Source organism: Mycobacterium kiyosense (assembly GCA_021654635.1).
GTDB lineage: Bacteria > Actinomycetota > Actinomycetes > Mycobacteriales > Mycobacteriaceae > Mycobacterium > Mycobacterium kiyosense.
In genome coordinates, this window is sequence record AP025179.1 from 5,643,721 (window position 1) to 5,662,796 (window position 19,076).

Annotated in this window: 17 protein-coding genes; 10 read left to right on the plus strand and 7 right to left on the minus strand. The window is 68.7% G+C overall.

Annotated elements, in window-relative coordinates; all coding sequences use genetic code 11:
• Positions 1 to 31: 31 nt before the first annotated feature.
• Positions 32 to 940, minus strand: a complete 909-nt coding sequence (gene mshD / locus L6444_RS26535) for a mycothiol synthase (protein ID WP_236978182.1) — start codon at positions 938 to 940, stop codon at positions 32 to 34.
• Positions 937 to 1,701 carry a winged helix-turn-helix transcriptional regulator gene (locus tag L6444_RS26540; RefSeq protein WP_236978183.1) on the minus strand — a complete coding sequence of 255 codons (765 nt, stop codon included), beginning with the start codon at positions 1,699 to 1,701 and terminating at the stop codon, positions 937 to 939. The genes mshD and L6444_RS26540 overlap by 4 nt, the downstream gene beginning before the upstream one ends.
• Before the next feature lie 254 nt (positions 1,702 to 1,955).
• On the opposite strand from L6444_RS26540, the gene lmeA reads away from it, so the two are divergent.
• The 6 genes from lmeA to L6444_RS26570 all read left to right on the plus strand — a co-directional run bounded on the left by lmeA (position 1,956) and on the right by L6444_RS26570 (position 9,129).
• Positions 1,956 to 2,792, plus strand: coding sequence for a mannan chain length control protein LmeA (lmeA, locus tag L6444_RS26545; RefSeq protein ID WP_236978184.1), 837 nt, complete (start codon positions 1,956 to 1,958; stop codon positions 2,790 to 2,792).
• A gap of 336 nt (positions 2,793 to 3,128) precedes the next feature.
• Positions 3,129 to 3,962 (plus strand): sulfurtransferase, encoded by an 834-nt coding sequence (locus tag L6444_RS26550; protein WP_236978185.1) that lies wholly within the window; start codon positions 3,129 to 3,131, stop codon positions 3,960 to 3,962.
• 1 nt (position 3,963) lies between these two features.
• The gene (locus tag L6444_RS26555; protein ID WP_236978186.1) at positions 3,964 to 4,266 is read left to right on the plus strand and encodes a DUF1416 domain-containing protein; all 303 of its coding nucleotides are present in this window, start codon (positions 3,964 to 3,966) and stop codon (positions 4,264 to 4,266) included.
• A 129-nt stretch (positions 4,267 to 4,395) separates the two neighbouring features.
• On the plus strand, positions 4,396 to 5,064 hold the full coding sequence (locus L6444_RS26560) for a heme-binding beta-barrel domain-containing protein (protein ID WP_236978189.1): 669 nt from the start codon (positions 4,396 to 4,398) through the stop codon (positions 5,062 to 5,064).
• 8 nt (positions 5,065 to 5,072) lie between these two features.
• Entirely contained in the window at positions 5,073 to 7,451 is a 2,379-nt protein-coding gene (locus L6444_RS26565; RefSeq protein WP_236978191.1) for a hypothetical protein, read from the plus strand.
• Between the two features lie 133 nt (positions 7,452 to 7,584).
• Positions 7,585 to 9,129, plus strand: coding sequence for a sensor domain-containing protein (locus tag L6444_RS26570; protein ID WP_236978193.1), 1,545 nt, complete (start codon positions 7,585 to 7,587; stop codon positions 9,127 to 9,129).
• 240 nt (positions 9,130 to 9,369) lie between these two features.
• Here L6444_RS26570 and L6444_RS26575 read toward each other — a convergent pair whose 3' ends face one another.
• Positions 9,370 to 10,236 carry an aminodeoxychorismate lyase gene (locus L6444_RS26575; RefSeq protein WP_236984443.1) on the minus strand — a complete coding sequence of 289 codons (867 nt, stop codon included), beginning with the start codon at positions 10,234 to 10,236 and terminating at the stop codon, positions 9,370 to 9,372.
• A 199-nt stretch (positions 10,237 to 10,435) separates the two neighbouring features.
• On the opposite strand from L6444_RS26575, the gene ygfZ reads away from it, so the two are divergent.
• Entirely contained in the window at positions 10,436 to 11,530 is a 1,095-nt protein-coding gene (ygfZ, locus tag L6444_RS26580; RefSeq protein WP_236978195.1) for a CAF17-like 4Fe-4S cluster assembly/insertion protein YgfZ, read from the plus strand.
• A gap of 146 nt (positions 11,531 to 11,676) precedes the next feature.
• Positions 11,677 to 11,850, plus strand: a complete 174-nt coding sequence (locus tag L6444_RS26585) for a DUF3073 domain-containing protein (protein WP_236978197.1) — start codon at positions 11,677 to 11,679, stop codon at positions 11,848 to 11,850.
• 63 nt (positions 11,851 to 11,913) lie between these two features.
• Here the strand turns inward: L6444_RS26585 and purM are convergent, their stop codons facing one another.
• The 3 genes from purM to L6444_RS26600 all read right to left on the minus strand — a co-directional run bounded on the left by purM (position 11,914) and on the right by L6444_RS26600 (position 15,106).
• Positions 11,914 to 12,987: a phosphoribosylformylglycinamidine cyclo-ligase gene (purM, locus tag L6444_RS26590; RefSeq protein WP_236978203.1), complete on the minus strand. Its 1,074-nt coding sequence runs from the start codon at positions 12,985 to 12,987 to the stop codon at positions 11,914 to 11,916.
• A 64-nt stretch (positions 12,988 to 13,051) separates the two neighbouring features.
• The gene (gene purF, locus L6444_RS26595) at positions 13,052 to 14,587 is read right to left on the minus strand and encodes an amidophosphoribosyltransferase (RefSeq protein ID WP_236978205.1); all 1,536 of its coding nucleotides are present in this window, start codon (positions 14,585 to 14,587) and stop codon (positions 13,052 to 13,054) included.
• A 126-nt stretch (positions 14,588 to 14,713) separates the two neighbouring features.
• Complete coding sequence (locus L6444_RS26600) at positions 14,714 to 15,106, minus strand: sterol carrier family protein (protein ID WP_236978207.1); 393 nt, start codon at positions 15,104 to 15,106, stop codon at positions 14,714 to 14,716.
• 19 nt (positions 15,107 to 15,125) lie between these two features.
• On the opposite strand from L6444_RS26600, the gene L6444_RS26605 reads away from it, so the two are divergent.
• Positions 15,126 to 16,340 (plus strand): MCE family protein, encoded by a 1,215-nt coding sequence (locus L6444_RS26605; protein WP_236978209.1) that lies wholly within the window; start codon positions 15,126 to 15,128, stop codon positions 16,338 to 16,340.
• Positions 16,341 to 16,513: 173 nt separating this feature from the next.
• Positions 16,514 to 18,133 carry a stealth family protein gene (locus L6444_RS26610; protein ID WP_236978211.1) on the plus strand — a complete coding sequence of 540 codons (1,620 nt, stop codon included), beginning with the start codon at positions 16,514 to 16,516 and terminating at the stop codon, positions 18,131 to 18,133.
• Here the strand turns inward: L6444_RS26610 and L6444_RS26615 are convergent.
• Positions 18,054 to 19,004: a phosphodiesterase gene (locus tag L6444_RS26615; RefSeq protein WP_236978214.1), complete on the minus strand. Its 951-nt coding sequence runs from the start codon at positions 19,002 to 19,004 to the stop codon at positions 18,054 to 18,056. The two genes, L6444_RS26610 and L6444_RS26615, sit on opposite strands and share 80 nt — an antisense overlap.
• Positions 19,005 to 19,076 lie beyond the last annotated feature (72 nt).

A 19,076-nucleotide genomic window follows, 5' to 3' on the forward strand; every position in this document is an offset into this window, starting at 1 on the left:
CCCGCGGGCAAAGTATGCGCGCCGGCGAAGATCAGCCGGCGCCCGCCGCGTACGCGGTGTCGACGCTGTAGACCACAAAGCCCGTCTTCTGGTAGGTCCGCACCGCGGCGAGGTTGTCGGACTCCACGTAGAGCAGCGCGGTCGGCTCGGGCTTGTCGGCGAGCCGCTGCGCCAACGACGCCAGGCCGATCGCCGTCAATGCCTGACCCAGACCGCGGCCCTGCGCCGCGGGATCGACACCCAGTACATAGACCTCACCCAGGCCCGCGGGATCGGGATGCACCTTGGTCCAGTGGAAGCCCAGCAGCGTGTCGTCTGCCCCGAAAGCCAGGAACAATCCGTCCGGATCGAACCACGGCTCGCTGCGCCGCTCATCCAAGTCGCGTTCGGTCCAACCGCCCTGCTCGGGATGGTAGGAGAATGCGGCGTTGTTGACCCGCAGCAGTTCGGCGTCATCGGACGGCCCGGCATAACTGCGAATCCGCACCCCGGGAAGCTGCACCGGGCCCGGTTGTCCGGTCCGCAGGGGTCGGCGCATCTGGAGCAGCTCCCGGACCGGAACCAAACCCAACGCCGCCGCGGTCGCGCGGGCCGGCTGGAGGGTGCCGTGCGCCCAGAACTGGTTGTTCCCCTGGGTTTTCTCCAGTGCCGCGCGCGCCAGGGCGGCGCCGACGCCACGCCCCCGGTTCCGCGGATGCACCACCAGCTCAGCCATCGCGGGAGAAGCCTCCCGGGCCGGGCTGAGGTTCAGATATCCGATGACCGAACCGTCAGCTGTATCCGTGGCCAGCAGATGGCCGGTGCGCCCGTGCGGCAACTCCCGAAGCACCTGTTCGCCTACCGGCGCAACACCATCGAATTCTGTTGCCGCATCGATTAATTCGCGAATCGTCCGCTGTTCGTCGGCGGTCGGGGCCGAGCGCCAGCCCAGTGTCGTCACTGACTGCGCAGCGGGTCGGCGAGGGGGTCGGCCAGACCGTCGCCGCTGGGATCCGCAGCCGAATCGTCGTCGGCGGATGCAGTTCTGCCGCGGGCCGGGCGGACCGCCTTGTAGCCGACGTTGCGCACCGTGCCGATCAGCGCTTCGTGCTCGGAGCCGAGTTTGGCCCGCAGCCGACGCACGTGCACGTCGACGGTGCGGGTGCCGCCGAAGAAGTCGTAGCCCCAAACCTCGTGCAGCAACTGCGCGCGCGTGAAGACCCGCCCGGCATGCTGCGCCAGATACTTCAACAGTTCGAACTCTTTATAGGTCAGGTCCAGCGGACGGCCACGCAGGCGGGCGGTGTACGTACCCTCGTCGATCACCAGCTCGCCCAGACTGACCTTGCCGACGCTCTCCTGATCCGCCAGGCCGCCGCGCCGACCGACGACCAGCCGCAGCCGGGCGTCGACCTCGGCGGGACCGGTGGTGGGCAACAGAATCTCGTCCAGCCCCCAGTCGGCGCTGACGGCCACCAGACCACCCTCGCTGACCACCGCCAGCACCGGCACCGACCGGCCCGCCGTGCTCAGCAGCCGGCACAGTCCCCGCGCCGCCGACAGGTCGTTGCGCGCATCGACGAGCACGACGTCGGCGTTACCCGCCTCCAGCAACGAAGAGGCCTCCGCGGGCGCTGTCCGCACGGTATGAGGGAGCAGCGACAGCGACGGCAGGACCGGGTCGGGATACAGCTCCGAGGTCAGCAGTAGTAGCTCCAACAAGCCCCTCCAGCGTCGTGGGCAAGGCCTCCAGACTCATCGCGAAATATGACGTTAGCGGCCAGAACATCTAACGATAACTTGCAACCTGGCCTTTTGCCTCGCGACGCAGCCCGCACGGACGGGCTGCAACCGCGACCGGACCAGCGGGTTCCGACCGGATGAGAAGGCCCGGCGGGGTTAGGTCGCCGCATGCCAGGCACTTTGACCTAGCGGCGCCGCGGCACCCGGCCGGGCTCGGCTGTGATCAATACAACATGGGCGACCGGCGGTGTCACAATGTCCGGGTGCGCAAGATCCTGCTCGGTGCAACCGCCGCGGCGATCACGATCGGCGTCGTCGGGCTGGGCGCCGTCGGCGTCGACTTCGGCGCCAGCATCTACGCCGAATACCGGCTATCGCGGGCCGTCCGCGACGCTGCCGACCTGGGCACCGACCCCTTCGTAGCCATCCTGAGCTTCCCGTTCATCCCGCAGGCGATGCGCCGCCACTACAACGAGCTGGAGATCAAAGCCAACGCCGTCAACCAGCCGAAGGTCGGCAAGGCCACCCTCGAGGCCACCATGCACTCCATCGGCCTCACCGACGCGTCCTGGCTGATCCGACCGGACGCCAAACTGCCGGTGGGCGAGCTGGAGAGCAGGATCATCATCGATTCGGTGCACCTGGGCCGATACCTGGGGATCACCGACCTGATGGTCGAGGCGCCGCCCCAGGAGTCCAACGACGCCACCGGCGGCACCACCGAATCGGGCATCTCGGGCAACCACGGCCTGGTGTTCAGCGGCACACCGACGTCGGCGAAATTCGACCACCGGGTCAGCGTCTCGGTGGATCTGTCCATCGCCGCCGACGACCCCGCGACCCTGGTGATCACCCCCACCGGTGTGCTGCTCGGCCCCGAAACCGCCGATCAGCCGGTCCCCGCCGACCAGCGCGACGCGGTGCTGCGCGCCTTCAGCAGCAGGTTATCCAGCCAGAAGCTGCCGTTCGCGGTGGCCCCAAACACCGTCGGCGCCCGCGGTTCCGACGTCATCATCGAAGGCATCACCCGTGACGTGACGGTCACACTCGACGATTTCCGTCAGCCGTGACCCCCGGCCACCCGCAATTGGCCTGATCACCATGCCATTAGGTAAGCTGGCCGGCGTGTCAACCCGCACCGAGCTTTCGCTCACCAAGTGCCGCGCAGTCGAACTGTGCCGCACCGCGGGTTGTTGCTGTTGCTGTAGCTGCTGAGTAGCCGCGCCGATCTGCGCAGCACTCGGAACAGCCCGGAGCCCCCACCGCGGCATGTCTCCCACGCGCAACAGGCATACCTAGGAGTAATCCGTGTCGAGCACCATCCCCACCCGAGTGCGCGGACGGCCGCGCCGAGCGGTCCGGTAGCGCCCGCACGTTCATCAGAAGAAATCGAAAGGATCCACACCATGGCACGCTCCGACGTCCTGGTCTCCGCCGAGTGGGCGGAGAAGAATCTGGATGCCGCAGGCGTCGTCTTCGTCGAGGTCGACGAGGACACCAGCGCTTACGACGGCGGTCATATCCCCGGCGCGGTCAAGCTGGACTGGCGAGACGACCTGCAGGACCCGGTCAAGCGGGACTTCGTCGACGCCGAGCAGTTCTCCAAGCTGTTGTCCGACCGCGGCATCGCCAACGACGACACGGTGATCATCTACGGCGGCAACAACAACTGGTTCGCCGCGTACGCGTACTGGTACTTCAAGCTGTACGGCCACCGCGACGTCAAGCTGCTCGACGGCGGCCGCAAGAAGTGGGAGCTCGACGGCCGCCCGCTGTCGTCCGAGCCGGTCAGCCGGCCCGCCACCTCCTACACCGCCGCGCCGCCGGACACCTCGATCCGCGCCTTCCGCGACGACGTGATCGCCGCCATCGGGGTCAAGAACCTGGTCGACGTCCGCTCCCCCGACGAGTTCTCAGGCAAGATCCTGGCTCCGGCCCACCTGCCCCAGGAGCAGAGCCAGCGGCCCGGCCACGTCCCGGGCGCCATCAACGTGCCGTGGAGCAAAGCGGCCAACGAGGACGGCACCTTCAAATCCGACGAGGAGCTGGCCAAGCTGTACGCCGACGCCGGGTTGGACGGCACGAAAGAGACGATTGCCTACTGTCGGATCGGGGAGCGTTCGTCGCACACCTGGTTCGTGCTGCAGGAATTGTTGGGCCACAAGAACGTCAAGAACTACGACGGCAGTTGGACGGAATACGGCTCCCTGGTGGGTGCCCCGATCGAGTTGGGAAGCTGACATGTGCTCTGCACCAAAGCAAGGACTGACATTGCCCGCCAGTGTCGACCTGGAGAAGGAAACGGTGATCACCGGCCGCGTCGTAGACCGGGACGGTCAGGCGGTCGGCGGAGCGTTCGTGCGTCTGCTGGACTCCTCCGACGAATTCACCGCCGAAGTGGTCGCCTCGGCCACCGGTGACTTCCGCTTCTTCGCCGCGCCGGGTTCGTGGACGCTGCGCGCGTTGTCCAGGGTGGGCAACGGCGACGCCGCGGTGACGCCGTCGGGGGCGGGCATCCACGAGGTGGACATCAAGATCGCCTGACGGCAACGCTCGCGGGCAGAATAGACTCGTCGCCGTGGTGCTGTTCTTCGAGATCATGCTGGTCCTGTCGACCGGGGTCATCTCCTGGTTTGCGCTGTACGCGCTGTACCGGCTGATCACCGACGAGTCGTGACGTCCAACGAGGGCGATGACGCGGTCGGCGACCTGGCGAGTTCGGGAGACCGGGCCGTCGCCGCCGCGGCCGAACGCGCCAAGCTGACCGCCGCGCGCAACATTCCCGCGTTCGACGACCTGCCGGTTCCGCCGGACACGGCGAACCTGCGTGAGGGCGCCAGCCTGCACGACGCGCTGCTGGCGCTGTTGCCGCTGGTCGGGGTGTGGCGCGGCGAGGGCGAGGGCCGCGGAACGCACGGCGACTACCGGTTCGGCCAGCAGATCGTGGTCTCCCACGACGGCGGCGACTACCTGATCTGGGAGGCCCGGTCCTGGCGGCTCGACGACGCCGGCGAATATGAAGAGCCCGGCCTGCGCGAAACCGGCTTCTGGCGCTTCGTCAGCGACCCCGACGATCCCACCGAGTCCACCGCGATCGAGTTGTTGCTGGCCCACTCGGCGGGGTACATCGAGTTGTTCTACGGCCGGCCCCTGACCCAGTCGTCGTGGGAACTGGCCACCGACGCCCTGGCCCGCAGCCGGTCCGGCGTGCTGGTCGGCGGCGCCAAGCGGCTGTACGGCATCGTCGAGGGCGGTGACCTCGGCTATGTCGAGGAGCGGGTGGACGCCGACGGCGCGCTGGTGCCGCACTTGTCGGCGCGGCTGACCCGATTCGTCGGCTGACCACCCGGATGCGCACCCGCAAGACGGCCCCGCCTCGGCTGCGGTGGGCGGTGTCCGCGCTCGCCGTGCTGTTGATCGGTTACCTCGCCGCGGTGGCGGCCCGGCCCGCCATCTTGGGCGCGCTGCCCGGCTGGCTGCGCTGGTTCGGCCGGCCCGGATCGATGGCGACGACCGCGATCGTGGTCGGCGTGCTGGTCACGGCCTGCGTGATGACGTTTCGCTCCAGTGCCAATCACCGGGTGGTGGGCGTTTCGTTCACCGTGATCGCTGCGCTCATCACGATGAGCGCGGTGCTGGGCCTCAGCGCGTACTGGGGCTGCCACGACACCAACCACCCCGCCGTCTTCACGCCGTTGATGTTGACGGCCCAGCTGATCAAGGGCAGCAGCAGCGACTACTCGCTCGGCGGCCACGTGTGCCCGGATCCCACCCCTGTCGGACTCGAATTAGCCCGGCTGGCAGCGGTTTCGGCGATCTTCACCGGTCTGGGCGGCGTGGTGGTCGGCGTGTTCCGATCCCAGGTGGACCGGCTGCGGGCCAATCTCGCCGACTCCGTCACGGCGGTCGTCGGCGTCGACGACGACACCGAGTCGATGGTCAGCGGCATCGCGCGGACGCTGGACCGGCGCAGCACGCTGGTGGTCATCACCGGCGCCAGCGACGACCGGGTGAACCGGGTCCGCAGGCTGGGCGCCCGGGTGGTGTTGGTGGACTTCAACACACCGTCCACCCTGGTGTCGCTGCGGCTGTGGCGCCACCTCGGCCGCCTCTACCTGATGGCGCCCGACCCCGCGGTCAACCTGCTGTGGCTGGACCTGATCAGCCGTCGACTCGCCGAGGTCGCCGACAAGCGCCGGCTGCCGCTGATCGTGCGTATCGACGACCCGTGGCTGGCCGAAGCCTGGCGAGCCCAGCAGTTCGGCGGATCCGACACCCGCTGGGCCGCCGACGTGGTGGGCAAGTACGAGGTGACCGCGGCCCGGCTGCTCGACGGCATCATCGCGACGGGCCGGATCAAGCGCGTGTTCGTCTGCGGCACTTCGCAATTGACCCTGGCACTGTGTGCGGATCTGACCCGGCGCGCCTTGGAGCGCGACTTCTACGCCCCGCCCGGAGCGCATCCGCTGCCCGCGCTGACCCTGGTCGAGAGGGACGCCGCGGAATACCTGCAGGATCATCAGTTCTACCGCCGGCAAGCGGGTTTCGCCTCCGACGGGCCGTCGATCGACGCCGTAGCGGAAGCGCCGAGCATTCCCACCGTGCTGCGACTGCTGGCCGACACCGAACCCACCACCTGCGCGGTGATCCTGGTCGACGCCCATACCGCGACCACCGGCACCCGGCTGGCGGCCCGCTTCCCCGACATGCCGGTCTACACCTCGGATCTGAACACCAGCATCGACGACGACTCGATTCAGGTGGTCGGCATGCTGCAGTCTTACTCGCTGGTGTTGGACACCCGCGAAGGGCAGGTGCAAGACGCCTGGGAACGCGCCGCGCGGCTGATTCACGAGCGTTATGTCGCCACCCTCGACCCCAGTTGGCCGCGTGGGCCGGCCGCGGTGCCGTGGGTCGAGCTCGACGAGTTCTACCGCGGCTCCAACCGTCGTCAGGTCCGCAACGCCCTGTGGATGGTCGAACAGATCGCCGGGCACACGTGGAACACCTGGGGCAGCCCGCCCGCGCAGTTGTCCGGCCGGCAGATGGCTGATTCGCCGCCGCTGGAGCAGCTGGCGATGATGGGTTTCGACGAAGCCTCGGCGCTGGCCATGGCGCGGGCCGAGCACGAAGACTGGTGCCGCTACTACCGCCGCAACGGCTGGAAGTACGGCACACCCCGCGACGACGCGCGCAAGATCCACGACAAGCTGGTGGACTGGTCGGTGGTCGAGAGCAACCCGGACCTGCTCGGCGCCGCCGTGCGCAGCCTGGCGGCCACGCTGTGGAGTCTGCGCCAGCTCGGTTACCGATCACGCCCGCTGTGGCGCTCGTTCACCCGGGTCGGCACGGTGGCCGCCGAACAACGGCACGAGGCGTGGACGTGGAAGTCGGACTCGGGGCAGACCATGCGCGCCGACGCCGGCGACTGGGAGGTCCGATGCGACGGCAAGACGTGGTCGGTGCGCGACGACATCTTCCACGCCACCTACGAACCGGCCGGCCCTGGCGACGAAGGCTTGTGGCGCCGCAAGGGCCGGGTGCAGGCGCGGCCGGCGCAGCCCGGCGAGACCGTCAACACCCTGGAAGGACCCACAACCGCGGCCGACGGCGACTGGGTGGTGCGCGGCGCGGAGGGTGAGCAGTGGCCGGTCCCGGGCCCTGAATTCGCGCGGCGGTACGCCGAGATCCATGCCCCGGCCGACGCCGCGGTCCCCGACCGGGATTGACCGCGCACGCCGTTCGCCCGATGACCGCCCCGGGTTTGCCGGAAGCCGGTCGCCCGGGAACGGAAATGCGCTACGGTCGCAGGACGGTTTTCACCGTATTGACTTCCCCCTGCCCTCAATTGAGGAGACCGCTGTGGCCATATTCATCAGCTATTCGAGCCAGGACAGAACGTCGCTGGACGCGCTGACGACCGCACTCAAGCGCGCTCAGCAGAAAGTCTGGTTCGACCAGGAGCTCGGCGGCGGCGACGCGTGGTGGAACGCCATCCTCGAGCAGATCCGTTCCTGCGACGTGTTCATCGTCGCGCTGTCCAACAACTGGCTGCAGTCCAAGCCAAGCCAGGCCGAGCTGCGTTACGCGCAGGCCCTGAACCGGCCGATACTGCCGGTCCAGGTGGGCCCGGTCGACAGCGTGCGCGTCAACCCCGTCTCCGCGCTGCAGATCATCGACTACCAGAACCCGACGGTGGACGCCGGGATCCAGTTGGTCACCGCCATCCACGGGCTGGCCGCCAAGGAGTCGCCGCTGCCGTCCCCGCTGCCCGACGAGCCGCCGCTGCCGTTCGGCTACATCATGCGCTTGGGCAACACCCTCTCGGAGAAGGAACTCACTCCGCAGCAGCAGCTGCAGCTGCTGGTCGAGTTGCGGTCGGGCCTCGACGAGGATGGCAGCGACCCCAGTGCCCGCAGCGACATCGCCCAGCTGCTGCGGATGCTGCGGATGCGCCATGACGTCACGTACCGCACCCGCACCGAGATCGACAATGTGCTGGCCGAGATCGAGGCCAAGGACGGCTCGCCGGCCGGCCCGAAACCACCGGCACCGGCCGCCACCGAAGCCGCCGCGCCCACCTCCGCCGCGCCCACACAGCCGGCTATCGCTGCGGCGCGCCCGGCGACCGGTTCGGGCACCGCGTCGGCTGCCGGTCCGGGTGGCGGATCCAGCAAGCGACTGCTCCTGATCGGCGGCGCCGCCCTGGCCGCCGTGGTGGCCGTGGTGCTGATCGTCGTCTTCGCTACCCAGGGTGGCGGTCGCAAGCCGGCCGCCAAACCGAGCGCGTCCAGCGCTGCGACGGCTGCCCCGGCGGGGGCTGGTGCTCAGAACGCCGACAAGCTCGATTCGTTTCTGCTCAGCGCCGCCGAAATCGGCACCATCATGGGCGATCCTGGTATGGCGGTCGCCGGTAAGACCGACGAGCTGCGCCCCAGCCCGGGCACCCTGTCCGCTCCCGAGTGCTTCGGAGCGTACGAACCATTGCTTCGCGAGTCCTACGAAGGCGCCGACGGCTTCGTCGCGGCGCGGGGTCAGGCGATCCAGACGCCGGGAGAGGACCCGGCGCACCGGACCTACGAGGCGGTGGTCGCGTTCGGGTCCGCCGAGAAGGCGCATGCGTTCGTGCAGGCGTCCGCGGACAAATGGCGGCCCTGCGCTGACCGGGCGGTGACCCTGACCACGCAGAAGCGGACCTTCGAGTGGACCTTCGGGCGCCTCGAGGGTGAACCGCGGAACAGAATCTGGATGGAGAAAGTGGAGACGGGCGGAGCGGGCCGCACCTGCCACCGTCTGTTGAGCGCGCAGACGGACGTGGTGGTCGACGTGCTGGCCTGCGCCGCGGCCGGGACGGAGAGCCCCGCCGGTAAGGTCGCCGATCAGATCGCGGCCAAGATCGAGCACTAGCCGGGCCGAGAAATGGAGCGGCCCCCGAGCCGTACTCCGGTTGGACAGACCGAAGACTCGGGGGCCGGGTGGCTGCGGGAAATTCGCCAGCGCGCGTTGATCGCTGACTCTTCCGAGCCATGCAGCTAGCGCGCAGCCACCTCACATGTCCATGCAGCTATCAATTTCGCGGACCACCTCCCTTCTTGTGTACGACCGACGCTACCGCGGCTTCCGTCCGCCGACAACAGATTTAACGCCTCAGCGATCGCTGACGATTGCGGCGTCGACCAGTTCGGCGAAGCGGTCGGCGAACGCGGCGCGAGGCAGCGGCCGACCGTCGAGGGTGTGCACGCGCGCCGCCAGCGTCATGCTGGAGATAAGCCAAATACCTTGGGCGGCAAACAGATCCGGTACGCGCAGGGCGCGATAGTCGCAGTCGTAGCCCTTGGCGCGAGCGACCTCGAAGAGCGCCTGCTGGGTGGTGCCGCGCAGGATGGGGAACCAGGGCGGCGGGGTGAGCAGGCACGGGTTGCCGTCGTCGCCTTCGGTGGCGATGACGACAGTGGACCGCGGGCCCTCCAGCACAAAGCCGTCGGTGCTGACGAAGACGACGTCGCCGGCGCCGTGACGGGCTGCGTGGCGTAACACCGCCATGTTGACCGCATAGGAGAGCGTCTTGGCGCCGGCCAACAGCCAGGGCATGGCGTCGATCCCCTTGGCCGGCAGCCCTCGGTCCAATGTGATCGCCGCTACGCCGTCGCGCCGCACCGCCGCGACCCGGTCCGGGACCGGGCTGACCGCGACGTAGGCGGTCGGCACGGTCGGCGCGCTCTCCCGGCCCCGGCTGTAGATCAGCCGCATCGCGGCTTCGTCGGCGCTGCTCGAGGTCCACTCGCAGGTCGCCGCGTCGATCGCGCGCCGCCAGGCCGGCAGATCCGGTGCGGGCAGCTCCATGAGTGCGGCGGATTGGGTCAGCCGCTGCAGGTGCGCCTCGATCAGGCAGGCCCGGCCGTCGCGCACCAGCAGCGTCTCGAACACCCCGTCACCGCGCACCGCGGCCAGATCGTCGGCGTGCAGCAGCGGTGTCGCGGGATCCAGGACTGCACCGTCAAGCGTGACCACCACTCCAGCCATGGAGTGAGAGCCTAACGACACCCGCCCGCCAGCCGCCCGCCACCGCCGTCAGCCGCCGCCATCCCGCCGCCCTCCCACGCCGCCCGCGGCCCGCCGCCCTCCCCGAACGTTGCGCCAGCGTGACGGTGGGCGCCGAACGCCACGCTGACGTGACGCTCGGGGCGGTTGGAGGCAACCGTAGAGTTGACACATGAATCCAGTTCCCGCTCCGGATCCCGGACCCGACGCCGGCGCGATCTGGCATTTCGGCGATCCGCTGGGCGAGCAGCGGGCCGCCGAGACCGCGGCCGTGGTGGTGGATCGTTCGCACCGCGCGGTGCTGACCCTGACCGGCAAGGACCGGCAACCCTGGCTGCACAACATCTCCACCCAGCACGTCAGCGACCTGCCCGAGGGCGCAAGCACGCAGAACCTGAGCCTGGACGGCCAGGGCCGGGTCGAGGACCACTGGTTGCAGACCGAGCTGGGCGGCACCACCTACCTGGACACCGAACCGTGGCGGGGCGAGCCGCTGCTGAACTATCTGCGCAAGATGGTGTTCTGGTCCGAGGTCACCGTCGAGGCCGCCGACCTGGCGGTGCTGTCGCTGATCGGTCCGCAGCTAGCCGACCGGGGCGTGCTCGACGTCCTGGGGCTCGCAGCGCTGCCCGACGAATGGCGGGCCGTCCCGCTGGCCGGGGGCGGTTTCCTGCGGCGGGTGGCCGGCACGCCCGGCGGCCCACCCGAACTCGACCTGCTGGTACCCCGTGCAGAAGCGGCAGAGTGGCGGCAGCGTCTGACCGCGGCGGGCGTGCGCCCGGCCGGAGTGTGGGCCTATGAGGCGCACCGGGTGGCGGCCCTGCGGCCGCGGTTGGGCGTGGACACCGACGAACGCACCATCCCGCATGAAGTGCGCTGGATCGGCGGGCCGGGCGCAGGAGCCGTGCACCTGGACAAGGGGTGTTACCGCGGCCAGGAGACCGTCGCACGGGTGCATAACCTGGGCAAACCGCCGCGGATGCTGGTGTTGTTGCACCTGGATGGCTCGGCGGACCGGCCGTCGACCGGCGACGCGGTGCTGGCCGGTGGCCGGTCGGTGGGCCGGCTGGGCACGGTGGTCGAGCACGTCGATCTGGGTCCGGTGGCGCTGGCCCTGGTGAAGCGGGGCATACCCGGCGACACCGAATTGGCGACCGGCGCCGACGGCGCGGTGGCCGCGGTGATCGACCCCGAATCCCTGCCGCCGGCCGACGAGCTGGGCGCCGGACGCCTCGCGGTGGAGCGGCTGCGCGGCGGCGGCCGCTGATCTCGAGGGCCGTTAAGGCTAGCTGGCAGGGCGCGCCTACGTTAGGCCGCGCGGCACGGTAAGCTGTCGGCAGGACAATAACGACACTAAGAGATCGGAGCCGCCTACTCGTAGGCCGCTCCGTTATTTCGCGAGGGGGTTCCCCCATGGGCCGCGGCCGGGCTAAGGCAAAGCAGACCAAGGTTGCTCGAGAACTGAAATACAGCTCCCCCCAGACCGACTTCCAGCGGCTTCAGCGCGAGCTGTCCGGGACGAGCACCGACGAATCCGACCCCCTGGGCGGTGACGACTCGTGGGAAGACGACGACTGGCGCCGCTAGCTCGCTGATCCAGACTGTGCCGATGCTCCTTCGCATCGGCACAATGCTGTGCGAGTCCTCGCTTTAGAATCGCGGGTGCTGCCCGACGAGGGTCGCTCGCGGGCCTTCCTTGCCGCCCTTGCACACGGTGCCCAGCTCCCAGCAATTGAGGTGCCGCGCCGTCAGGATGGCCTGGGCCCGATCGGTGTCCTCGGGGGCGACGACGGCGATCATGCCGACGCCCATGTTGAATGTCTTTTCCATCTCCGCCTGGGTGACGCGGCCACGCTGGGCGATCATCGCGAACACCGGAGCGGGCGTCCAGGTGCCGCGGTCCACCTCGGCGACCAGCCCGGGCGGGATGACGCGGGACAGGTTCCCGGCCAGCCCGCCGCCGGTGACGTGGCAGAACGTGCGCACCTGGGTTTCGGCCGCCAGCGCCAGGCAGTCCTTGGCGTAGATGAGCGTGGGCTCGAGTAGTTCCTCGCCCAGCGTGCGGCCGAATTCCTCGACGTAACCGGCCAGGTTCATCCGGTCGATGTCCAGCAACACGGTGCGGGCCAGCGAGTAGCCATTGGAATGCAGGCCCGAGGATCCCATCCCGATGATGACGTCGCCGGGTTTGACGCGGTCCGGCCCCAGCACGTCGTCGGCCTCGACCACGCCGACGCCGGTGGCCGAGATGTCGTAGTGGTCGGGTTCCATCAGGCCGGGGTGCTCGGCGGTCTCCCCGCCCAACAACGCACACCCGGCACGCACGCAGCCCTCCGCGATGCCGCTGACGATCGCCGCCACCCGCTCTGGGACGGTGCGTCCGACCGCGATGTAGTCCTGCAGGAATAGCGGCTCGGCCCCGCACACGACGAGGTCGTCCACCACCATGGCGACCAGGTCGAGTCCGATGGTGTCGTGCTTGTCCATCGCCTGTGCGACCGCCAGCTTGGTACCTACGCCGTCGGTGGACGCCGCCAGCACCGGTTCGCGATAGTCACCGCGCAGCGCGAACAGACCGGCGAACCCGCCGAGCCCCCCGCGTACCTCCGGCCTGGTGGCCTTGGTGGCCAGCGGCTTGAACAAGTCGACAGCGCGGTCACCGGCTTCAATGTCCACCCCGGCCGCTGCGTAGGTGACGCCCTGGTTGCGTTCGGGATCCGTCATCGCGATAAAGGCTACCGTCCGGTGCGCACCGTCGGCAGCAGTTACCGCTTGTTGCGCGCTCGGGTCAGCGCCCGACGGGGACTTCCGGTACTTCGGGACCGGACAGTTCGCCCAGTCCGGCGCCGCGCGCTGCGTTGGCGAGCATCTGCTCGATGACGTTCTTGCCCAACGCGCTGCCGCTGGGCAGCTCGATCGGGTAGCTGCCGTCGAAGCAGGCGGTGCACAGTCGCGAGGCGGGTTGCTCGGTGGCGGCGATCAGGCCGCGCAGCGAGATGTAGCCGAGCGTGTCGGCGTTGATCGCGTGCCGAACCGCCTCCAGCATCTCGCTCTGATCCTCGACCGCGTTGGCGATCAGCTCGGCCGGGGACGGGAAGTCGATGCCGTAGAAGCAGGGCCATTTCACCGGCGGCGAGGCGATCCGGACGTGCACTTCCACCGCCCCGGCTTCGCGCAGCATGCGTACCAGCGCGCGCTGGGTGTTGCCCCGCACGATCGAGTCGTCGACGACGATGAGCCGCTTGCCGCGGATCACCTCTTTGAGCGGGTTCAGCTTGAGCCGGATGCCGAGTTGGCGGATGGTCTGCGACGGCTGGATGAAGGTGCGCCCGACGTAGGCGTTCTTCATCAGGCCCTGACCGTAGGGAACGCCGGATTCCTGGGCGTATCCCACCGCGGCCGGGGTACCGGACTCCGGCACGCCGATCACCAGGTCGGCGTCCACCGGGCACTCGCGGGCCAGCCGACGGCCGATCGCCAGGCGGGCGCCGTGGATGGAGCGTCCGGCGATGACACTGTCGGGCCGGGCCAGATAGACGTATTCGAAGACGCAGCCCTTGGGCGAGGGGTTGGCGAACCGGGTGGACCGCACCCCGTCGGCGTCGATGGCCAGCAGCTCGCCCGGCTCGATGTCGCGGACGAAGGAGGCGCCGACGATGTCGAGCGCCGCCGTTTCGGAGGCGACCACCCAGCCGCGGTCCAGCCGCCCCAGCGATAGCGGACGCACGCCGTGCGGGTCGCGGCAGGCGTAGAGGGTGTTCTCGTCCATGAACGTCAGGCAGAACGCGCCACGCACGGTCGGCAGCAGTTCCAGGGCGGCCTGTTCCAGGCTGGAGTCGGCCGCTCCGTGGGCGAGCAGCGCACCCAGGATGTCGGAGTCCGTCGTCGCCGGCGCCGGGTACCGTTTGGCCATCAACCCCGCGTCGCGGGCCCGCGCGGCAAGTTCGGCCGCGTTGACGAGGTTGCCGTTGTGTCCCAACGCGACACCGGTTCCGGCGGCGGTGTTACGAAAGACCGGTTGGGCATTCTCCCAGGTGGTGTCGCCGCTGGTGGAGTAGCGGCAGTGCCCGATGGCGACGTGGCCGTCCATGGCGGCCAGCGTCTGCTCGTCGAATACCTGACTGACCAGGCCGAGGTCCTTGAAGACCAGGACCTGAGAACCGTCGGCGACCGCAATGCCGGCGGCCTCCTGACCGCGATGCTGCAACGCATACAGTCCGTAGTAGGTGAGTTTGGCGACATCTTCGCCGGGGGCCCAGACCCCGAATACGCCACACTCTTCACGAGGCGAACTGAAGTCTTGCTCGGGCTGCTGCGCGGTCACGGTTTGGCGACTCCCTAGGGCGCGGTTGGTGACGCCTCGGAGTCTACGGGCCGCATCGCCCGGCCGTGCAATCCAACCCGCGTGTCGGGCCGCGACGCGCCGTGCGTATGGGCACAAAACCTATGGTCAGTACCCCAATTGCAACACTGGTAACCAGTGATCAATGTCACGGGACCGGGAGCCCGAGAGGGCCAGTGCGCCGGTCGCAACCGCCTCGTCCACGCTCAGCAGCCCCGTTGCCAGCAGTAACCAGGTCCTGGGGTCGGTCTCCACGACGTTGGGGGGCGTGCCCCGGGTGTGCCGGGGGCCCGAAATACATTGCACGGCGACGAACGGCGGCACCCGTATCTCGACGCTGGCCCCCGGTGCCGAGGTGGCCAGGGTGCGGGCGGTGAGCCGCACGGCCGCACCGAGCGCGTCCCGGCCCGGCTCCGGGGCCGATTCGTCGCGCAACCAGTCCGCGAGGACCGACACGGCCTGCCGGGTCTTCGCCGGATCTGTTCTGTTGCGGACAGCCATACCCTAGGGTCTCAAAGTCATGGAGCGCCGTCGCTCGGGCACGCGACCGCCATTCAAGACCATCGGGCTGGTGGCACTGATGGTGGTGGGGCTCGTGCTCGGGGCGCTGTACTGGCAGTTCCGCGGGAACTTCACCCCGAAAACCAAGCTGACCATGATCGCCCCACGCGCCGGTCTGGTACTGGACCCGGGCGCCAAGGTCACCTACAACGGTGTGCAGATCGGCCGGGTCTCCGACATCGCCGAGATCACCCACGACGGCGTGCCGGCGGCGCAACTGGTACTGGACATCTACCCGCGCTACATCCCGCAGATCCCGGCCAACGTGGCCGCCCAGATCACCGCGACCACGGTGTTCGGCAACAAATACGTGTCGCTGACATCGCCGCAAAACCCTGCGCCGCAACACATCACACCGTCGATGGTGATCAACGCGACACACGTCACCACGGAGTTCAACTCGCTGTTCCAGACCCTGACCGCGCTGGCCGAGAAGGTCGATCCGGTCAAGCTCAACCTCACGCTCAGCGCGGCCGGCCAGGCCCTGACCGGATTGGGGGACAAGTTCGGCGCTTCTGTGACCAACGGCAACGCGATCCTGGACGACCTGAACCCGCGGATGCCGCAGGCCCGCTTCGACATGCAGCGGCTGGCGGCGCTGGGCGACGTCTACGCCGACGCCGCACCCGACCTGGTGGAAGCGCTGAACCAGGCCGCGACGACGGCGCGCACCGTCGACCGGCAACGCGACGCCCTGGATGCGGCGCTGCTGGCGGCCGCCGGTCTGGGCAACGATGCGGCACCGGTTTTCGAGCGGGCCGGGCCGTATCTGGCGCGCGGCGCCACCGACCTGGGTGCGACCGCAGCGCTGTTCGACGAGTACAGCCCCGAGATCTTCTGCACGCTGCGCAACTACAACCTGGTGGCGCCGCGGATCCACAACGCGCTCGGGTTCAACGGCTACGCGCTGGGGGCCACCTCGGCGGGCGCCATCTCCGGTTCCCCGAACCCGTACATCTATCCGGACAACCTGCCCCGGATCAACGCGCGTGGCGGGCCGGGAGGCAAACCCGGCTGTTGGCAGACCATCACCCGCGACCTGTGGCCGGCGCCGCTTCTGGTGATGGACGTGGGCGCCAGCCTGGCGCCCTACAACCACTTCGAAGTCGGGACGCCGGTCGTCGTCGACTACGTGTGGGGCCGCCAGGTGGGCGATCCCACCATCAACCCCTGAGGTCGGCATACATGACGTCAGGGTAAACCAGCAGTTACGAACCGATGTTGCACCGAGCCTAAATCGACTGTCCTGCAACAGTTATCGGAATTTGCCCGCGACACCGCGCGGGCAAGTCGCAAGTGTGAGATTCTCCGGTTGCCGTGCTCCCTTCTCACTAAGGCGGTGTTCCGATGCCCAGAACCTCTTCGCGCAGCAACCGGGACGCCCAATGCCGGTCGAACCCGATCGTGGTGAGCCGACGCGGCAAGATCGCCCGGGTGGAATCGGGTTTGCCCCCGCACGAGGCACAGATCGAAGATCTGGTGTTTCTGCGAAAGACGTTGAACCGGGCGGATATTCCGTTCCTGCTGATCCGCAACCATAAGAACCGGCCGGTGCTGGCGGTCGATCTGCGACTGCGCCCGCACGTCGAACGGGCTCTCGCGGCGGCCTGCGCCCGAGAACCGATGTACGCGAAAACCCTTGACGAGAAGGGGTTTTCACCGGTCCTGCTGGCCGAGGGTCGACTTTCGGAACACCCGGATGCGCGTATCCTGCGACTGTACCGGCGACGGATAGCTCCGGGCGGGTTCCGATACGGCTCGGCATTCGGGGTGGACCTGCAGTTCTGGACCTTCGGGGACACCGTGATCGGCTGCCCGGTGGAGAATGCGTTGACCCGCAGGGAGCTGCCGCGCGCAGAACTCACGCCTGCCACGGTCCGGCTGCACGGCTACAAGTGGCCGACGATGCAGGGAATGTTCACCCCGCACGCCAGCGATGTGACGTTCGACATCGATCTGGTGTTCTCCTGGGTCGACGGCAGCGATCCGGAGTTCCGGGCCCGGCGCGCCGCGCGGATGTCCGGTCATGTGGTGGGCGAAGGTGACGACGCGGACGCGCGGATCCGCCAGATCGACGAGCTGAAATACGCACTGCGGTCGGTGAACATGTTCGCGCCGTGGATCCGGCGCATCTTCATCGCGACGGATTCGGCGGCACCGGCGTGGTTGGTCGACCACCCCAAGATCACCCTGGTGCGGGCCGCGGAGCACTTCTCGGACACCGCCGCGCTGCCCACCTACAATTCGCACGCGGTGGAGAGCCAGCTCCACCACATCGCCGGCCTCAGCGAGCATTTCCTGTACTCCAACGACGACATGTTCTTCGGACGGCCGGTCCGGCCCGGCATGTTCTTCTCACCCGGCGGCGTCAGCCGGTTCATCGAAGCGGACACCCGGATCGGCCTCGGCGCAAATCATCCCGGCCGCAGCGGATTCGAGAACGCGGCCCGGGTCAACCGCCAACTGCTGCGTCAGCGCTTCGGGCAGACCATCACCCGTCATCTCGAGCACACCGCCGTCCCGCTGCGCAAGAGCGTGCTGCGCGAGATGGAGCAGGAGTTCGGCGAAGAGTTCGCCCGCACTCAGGCCAGTGCATTCCGGTCCAGCACCGACATCTCGGTGACCAACTCGTTCTACCACTACTACGCGTTGCTGACCGGACGCGCTGTGCAGCAAGAGAAGGCGAAGGTTCGCTACGTCAACACGACGACCCAGGCGGGGCTGAGCCTGCTGCCCAAGCTCCGCAAGAGCCGCGGCTACGACTTCTTCTGCCTCAACGACAGCAGCTTCCCGGAGGTGTCGGCGGCGCGGCGCGCCGAGCTGGTCGTGGACTTCCTGGAGCGCTACTTCCCGATCCCGGCTCCGTGGGAGCGGGTGGCGGCCGGGATCAGTCGACAGCATCCTGGGTCGACGTCAACGCCAGCTGCGGGTGCCGAAACAGCGAATCGCGGCGCGACGGTTCGATGAAGATGCCGGCCTCGGCCAGGTTGCGTTGCGCCTGACCCGGAGAAACGAAGGTGCCCACCGTCTTTCCGCCGCCGAGCGGAACGACCGAGTGCACCACGGTGTCGGGGTAGACGTGCACGAGGTTGCAGGCCTGCGCCGCGTCGCGGCCGCGGGTGCCGCCGGCACAGACCGTGAGGTCCTGGGTGTAGCAGGTCGCCGAGGCCACCGACACCGGGATCCCGACGAACGTCGCGTTCGTCGAGTAGTGCAGGTGCCCGGCCAGGATGGCCCGTACGTCAGTGCCTTTCAGCACCCGACCGAGCGAGGCCTGGTCGCGCAGTTCCACGGTGACGGCCATGTCCAGCACGCTCGGGATCGGCGGATGATGCAGGGCAAGGATGGTGCCGTCGGGCGCGGGGCTGGCCAATTCGTCTGCCAGCCAATCCAATTGGGCTGGGCGCAGCTCACCGTAGTGGTGACCGGGTACCGAGGTGTCCAGCGTGACGATGCGCAGCCCGTCGATCATCCGCACCGCGTCCAGCGGCGCCAGCGACGGGGCCTCGTCGAGCAGCTGCCTGCGCAGCTCGGCGCGGTCGTCATGATTGCCCATCACCCAGACCAGTTCGGCACCCAATTCGGTCGCGAACGGCTCGACCAAATCTCGCAGTTTGCGGTACGCCGCGGGCTCCCCCTTGTCGGCAAGGTCGCCGGTGCAGACGATCGCGTCAGGACGCAGTCCGGATCGGTCCAGCTGGTCCAGCAGTTCGGCCAGCCGGCCGTCGGCGTCGACATCGCCGTAGAGCGGGCCGTCGCCGCCGGCGAGGTGGGTGTCGCTGATGTGTAGCAGCACGTAATCCGGCCGCGGGTGTTCCGCGGCACGCAGCCTATGCACCGAAGGTGCCAACCTCTCTTGGGCTTGAATCCGGGCGATTTAACACGCAGTTAACAAGTGTAGGGCGCCGGG

Bases quoted from the DNA above. Each gene is read 5' to 3' on its own strand.
- L6444_RS26565 (WP_236978191.1), top strand. From the start codon at position 5,073: ATGCGCACCCGCAAGACGGCCCCGCCTCGGCTGCGGTGGGCGGTGTCC.
- ygfZ (WP_236978195.1), top strand. From the start codon at position 10,436: ATGAATCCAGTTCCCGCTCCGGATCCCGGACCCGACGCCGGCGCGATC.
- L6444_RS26600 (WP_236978207.1), bottom strand. From the start codon at position 15,106: ATGGCTGTCCGCAACAGAACAGATCCGGCGAAGACCCGGCAGGCCGTG.
- L6444_RS26555 (WP_236978186.1), top strand. From the start codon at position 3,964: ATGTGCTCTGCACCAAAGCAAGGACTGACATTGCCCGCCAGTGTCGAC.
- L6444_RS26585 (WP_236978197.1), top strand. From the start codon at position 11,677: ATGGGCCGCGGCCGGGCTAAGGCAAAGCAGACCAAGGTTGCTCGAGAA.
- L6444_RS26605 (WP_236978209.1), top strand. From the start codon at position 15,126: ATGGAGCGCCGTCGCTCGGGCACGCGACCGCCATTCAAGACCATCGGG.
- lmeA (WP_236978184.1), top strand. From the start codon at position 1,956: ATGGGCGACCGGCGGTGTCACAATGTCCGGGTGCGCAAGATCCTGCTC.
- L6444_RS26550 (WP_236978185.1), top strand. From the start codon at position 3,129: ATGGCACGCTCCGACGTCCTGGTCTCCGCCGAGTGGGCGGAGAAGAAT.
- purM (WP_236978203.1), bottom strand. From the start codon at position 12,987: ATGACGGATCCCGAACGCAACCAGGGCGTCACCTACGCAGCGGCCGGG.
- L6444_RS26610 (WP_236978211.1), top strand. From the start codon at position 16,514: ATGCCCAGAACCTCTTCGCGCAGCAACCGGGACGCCCAATGCCGGTCG.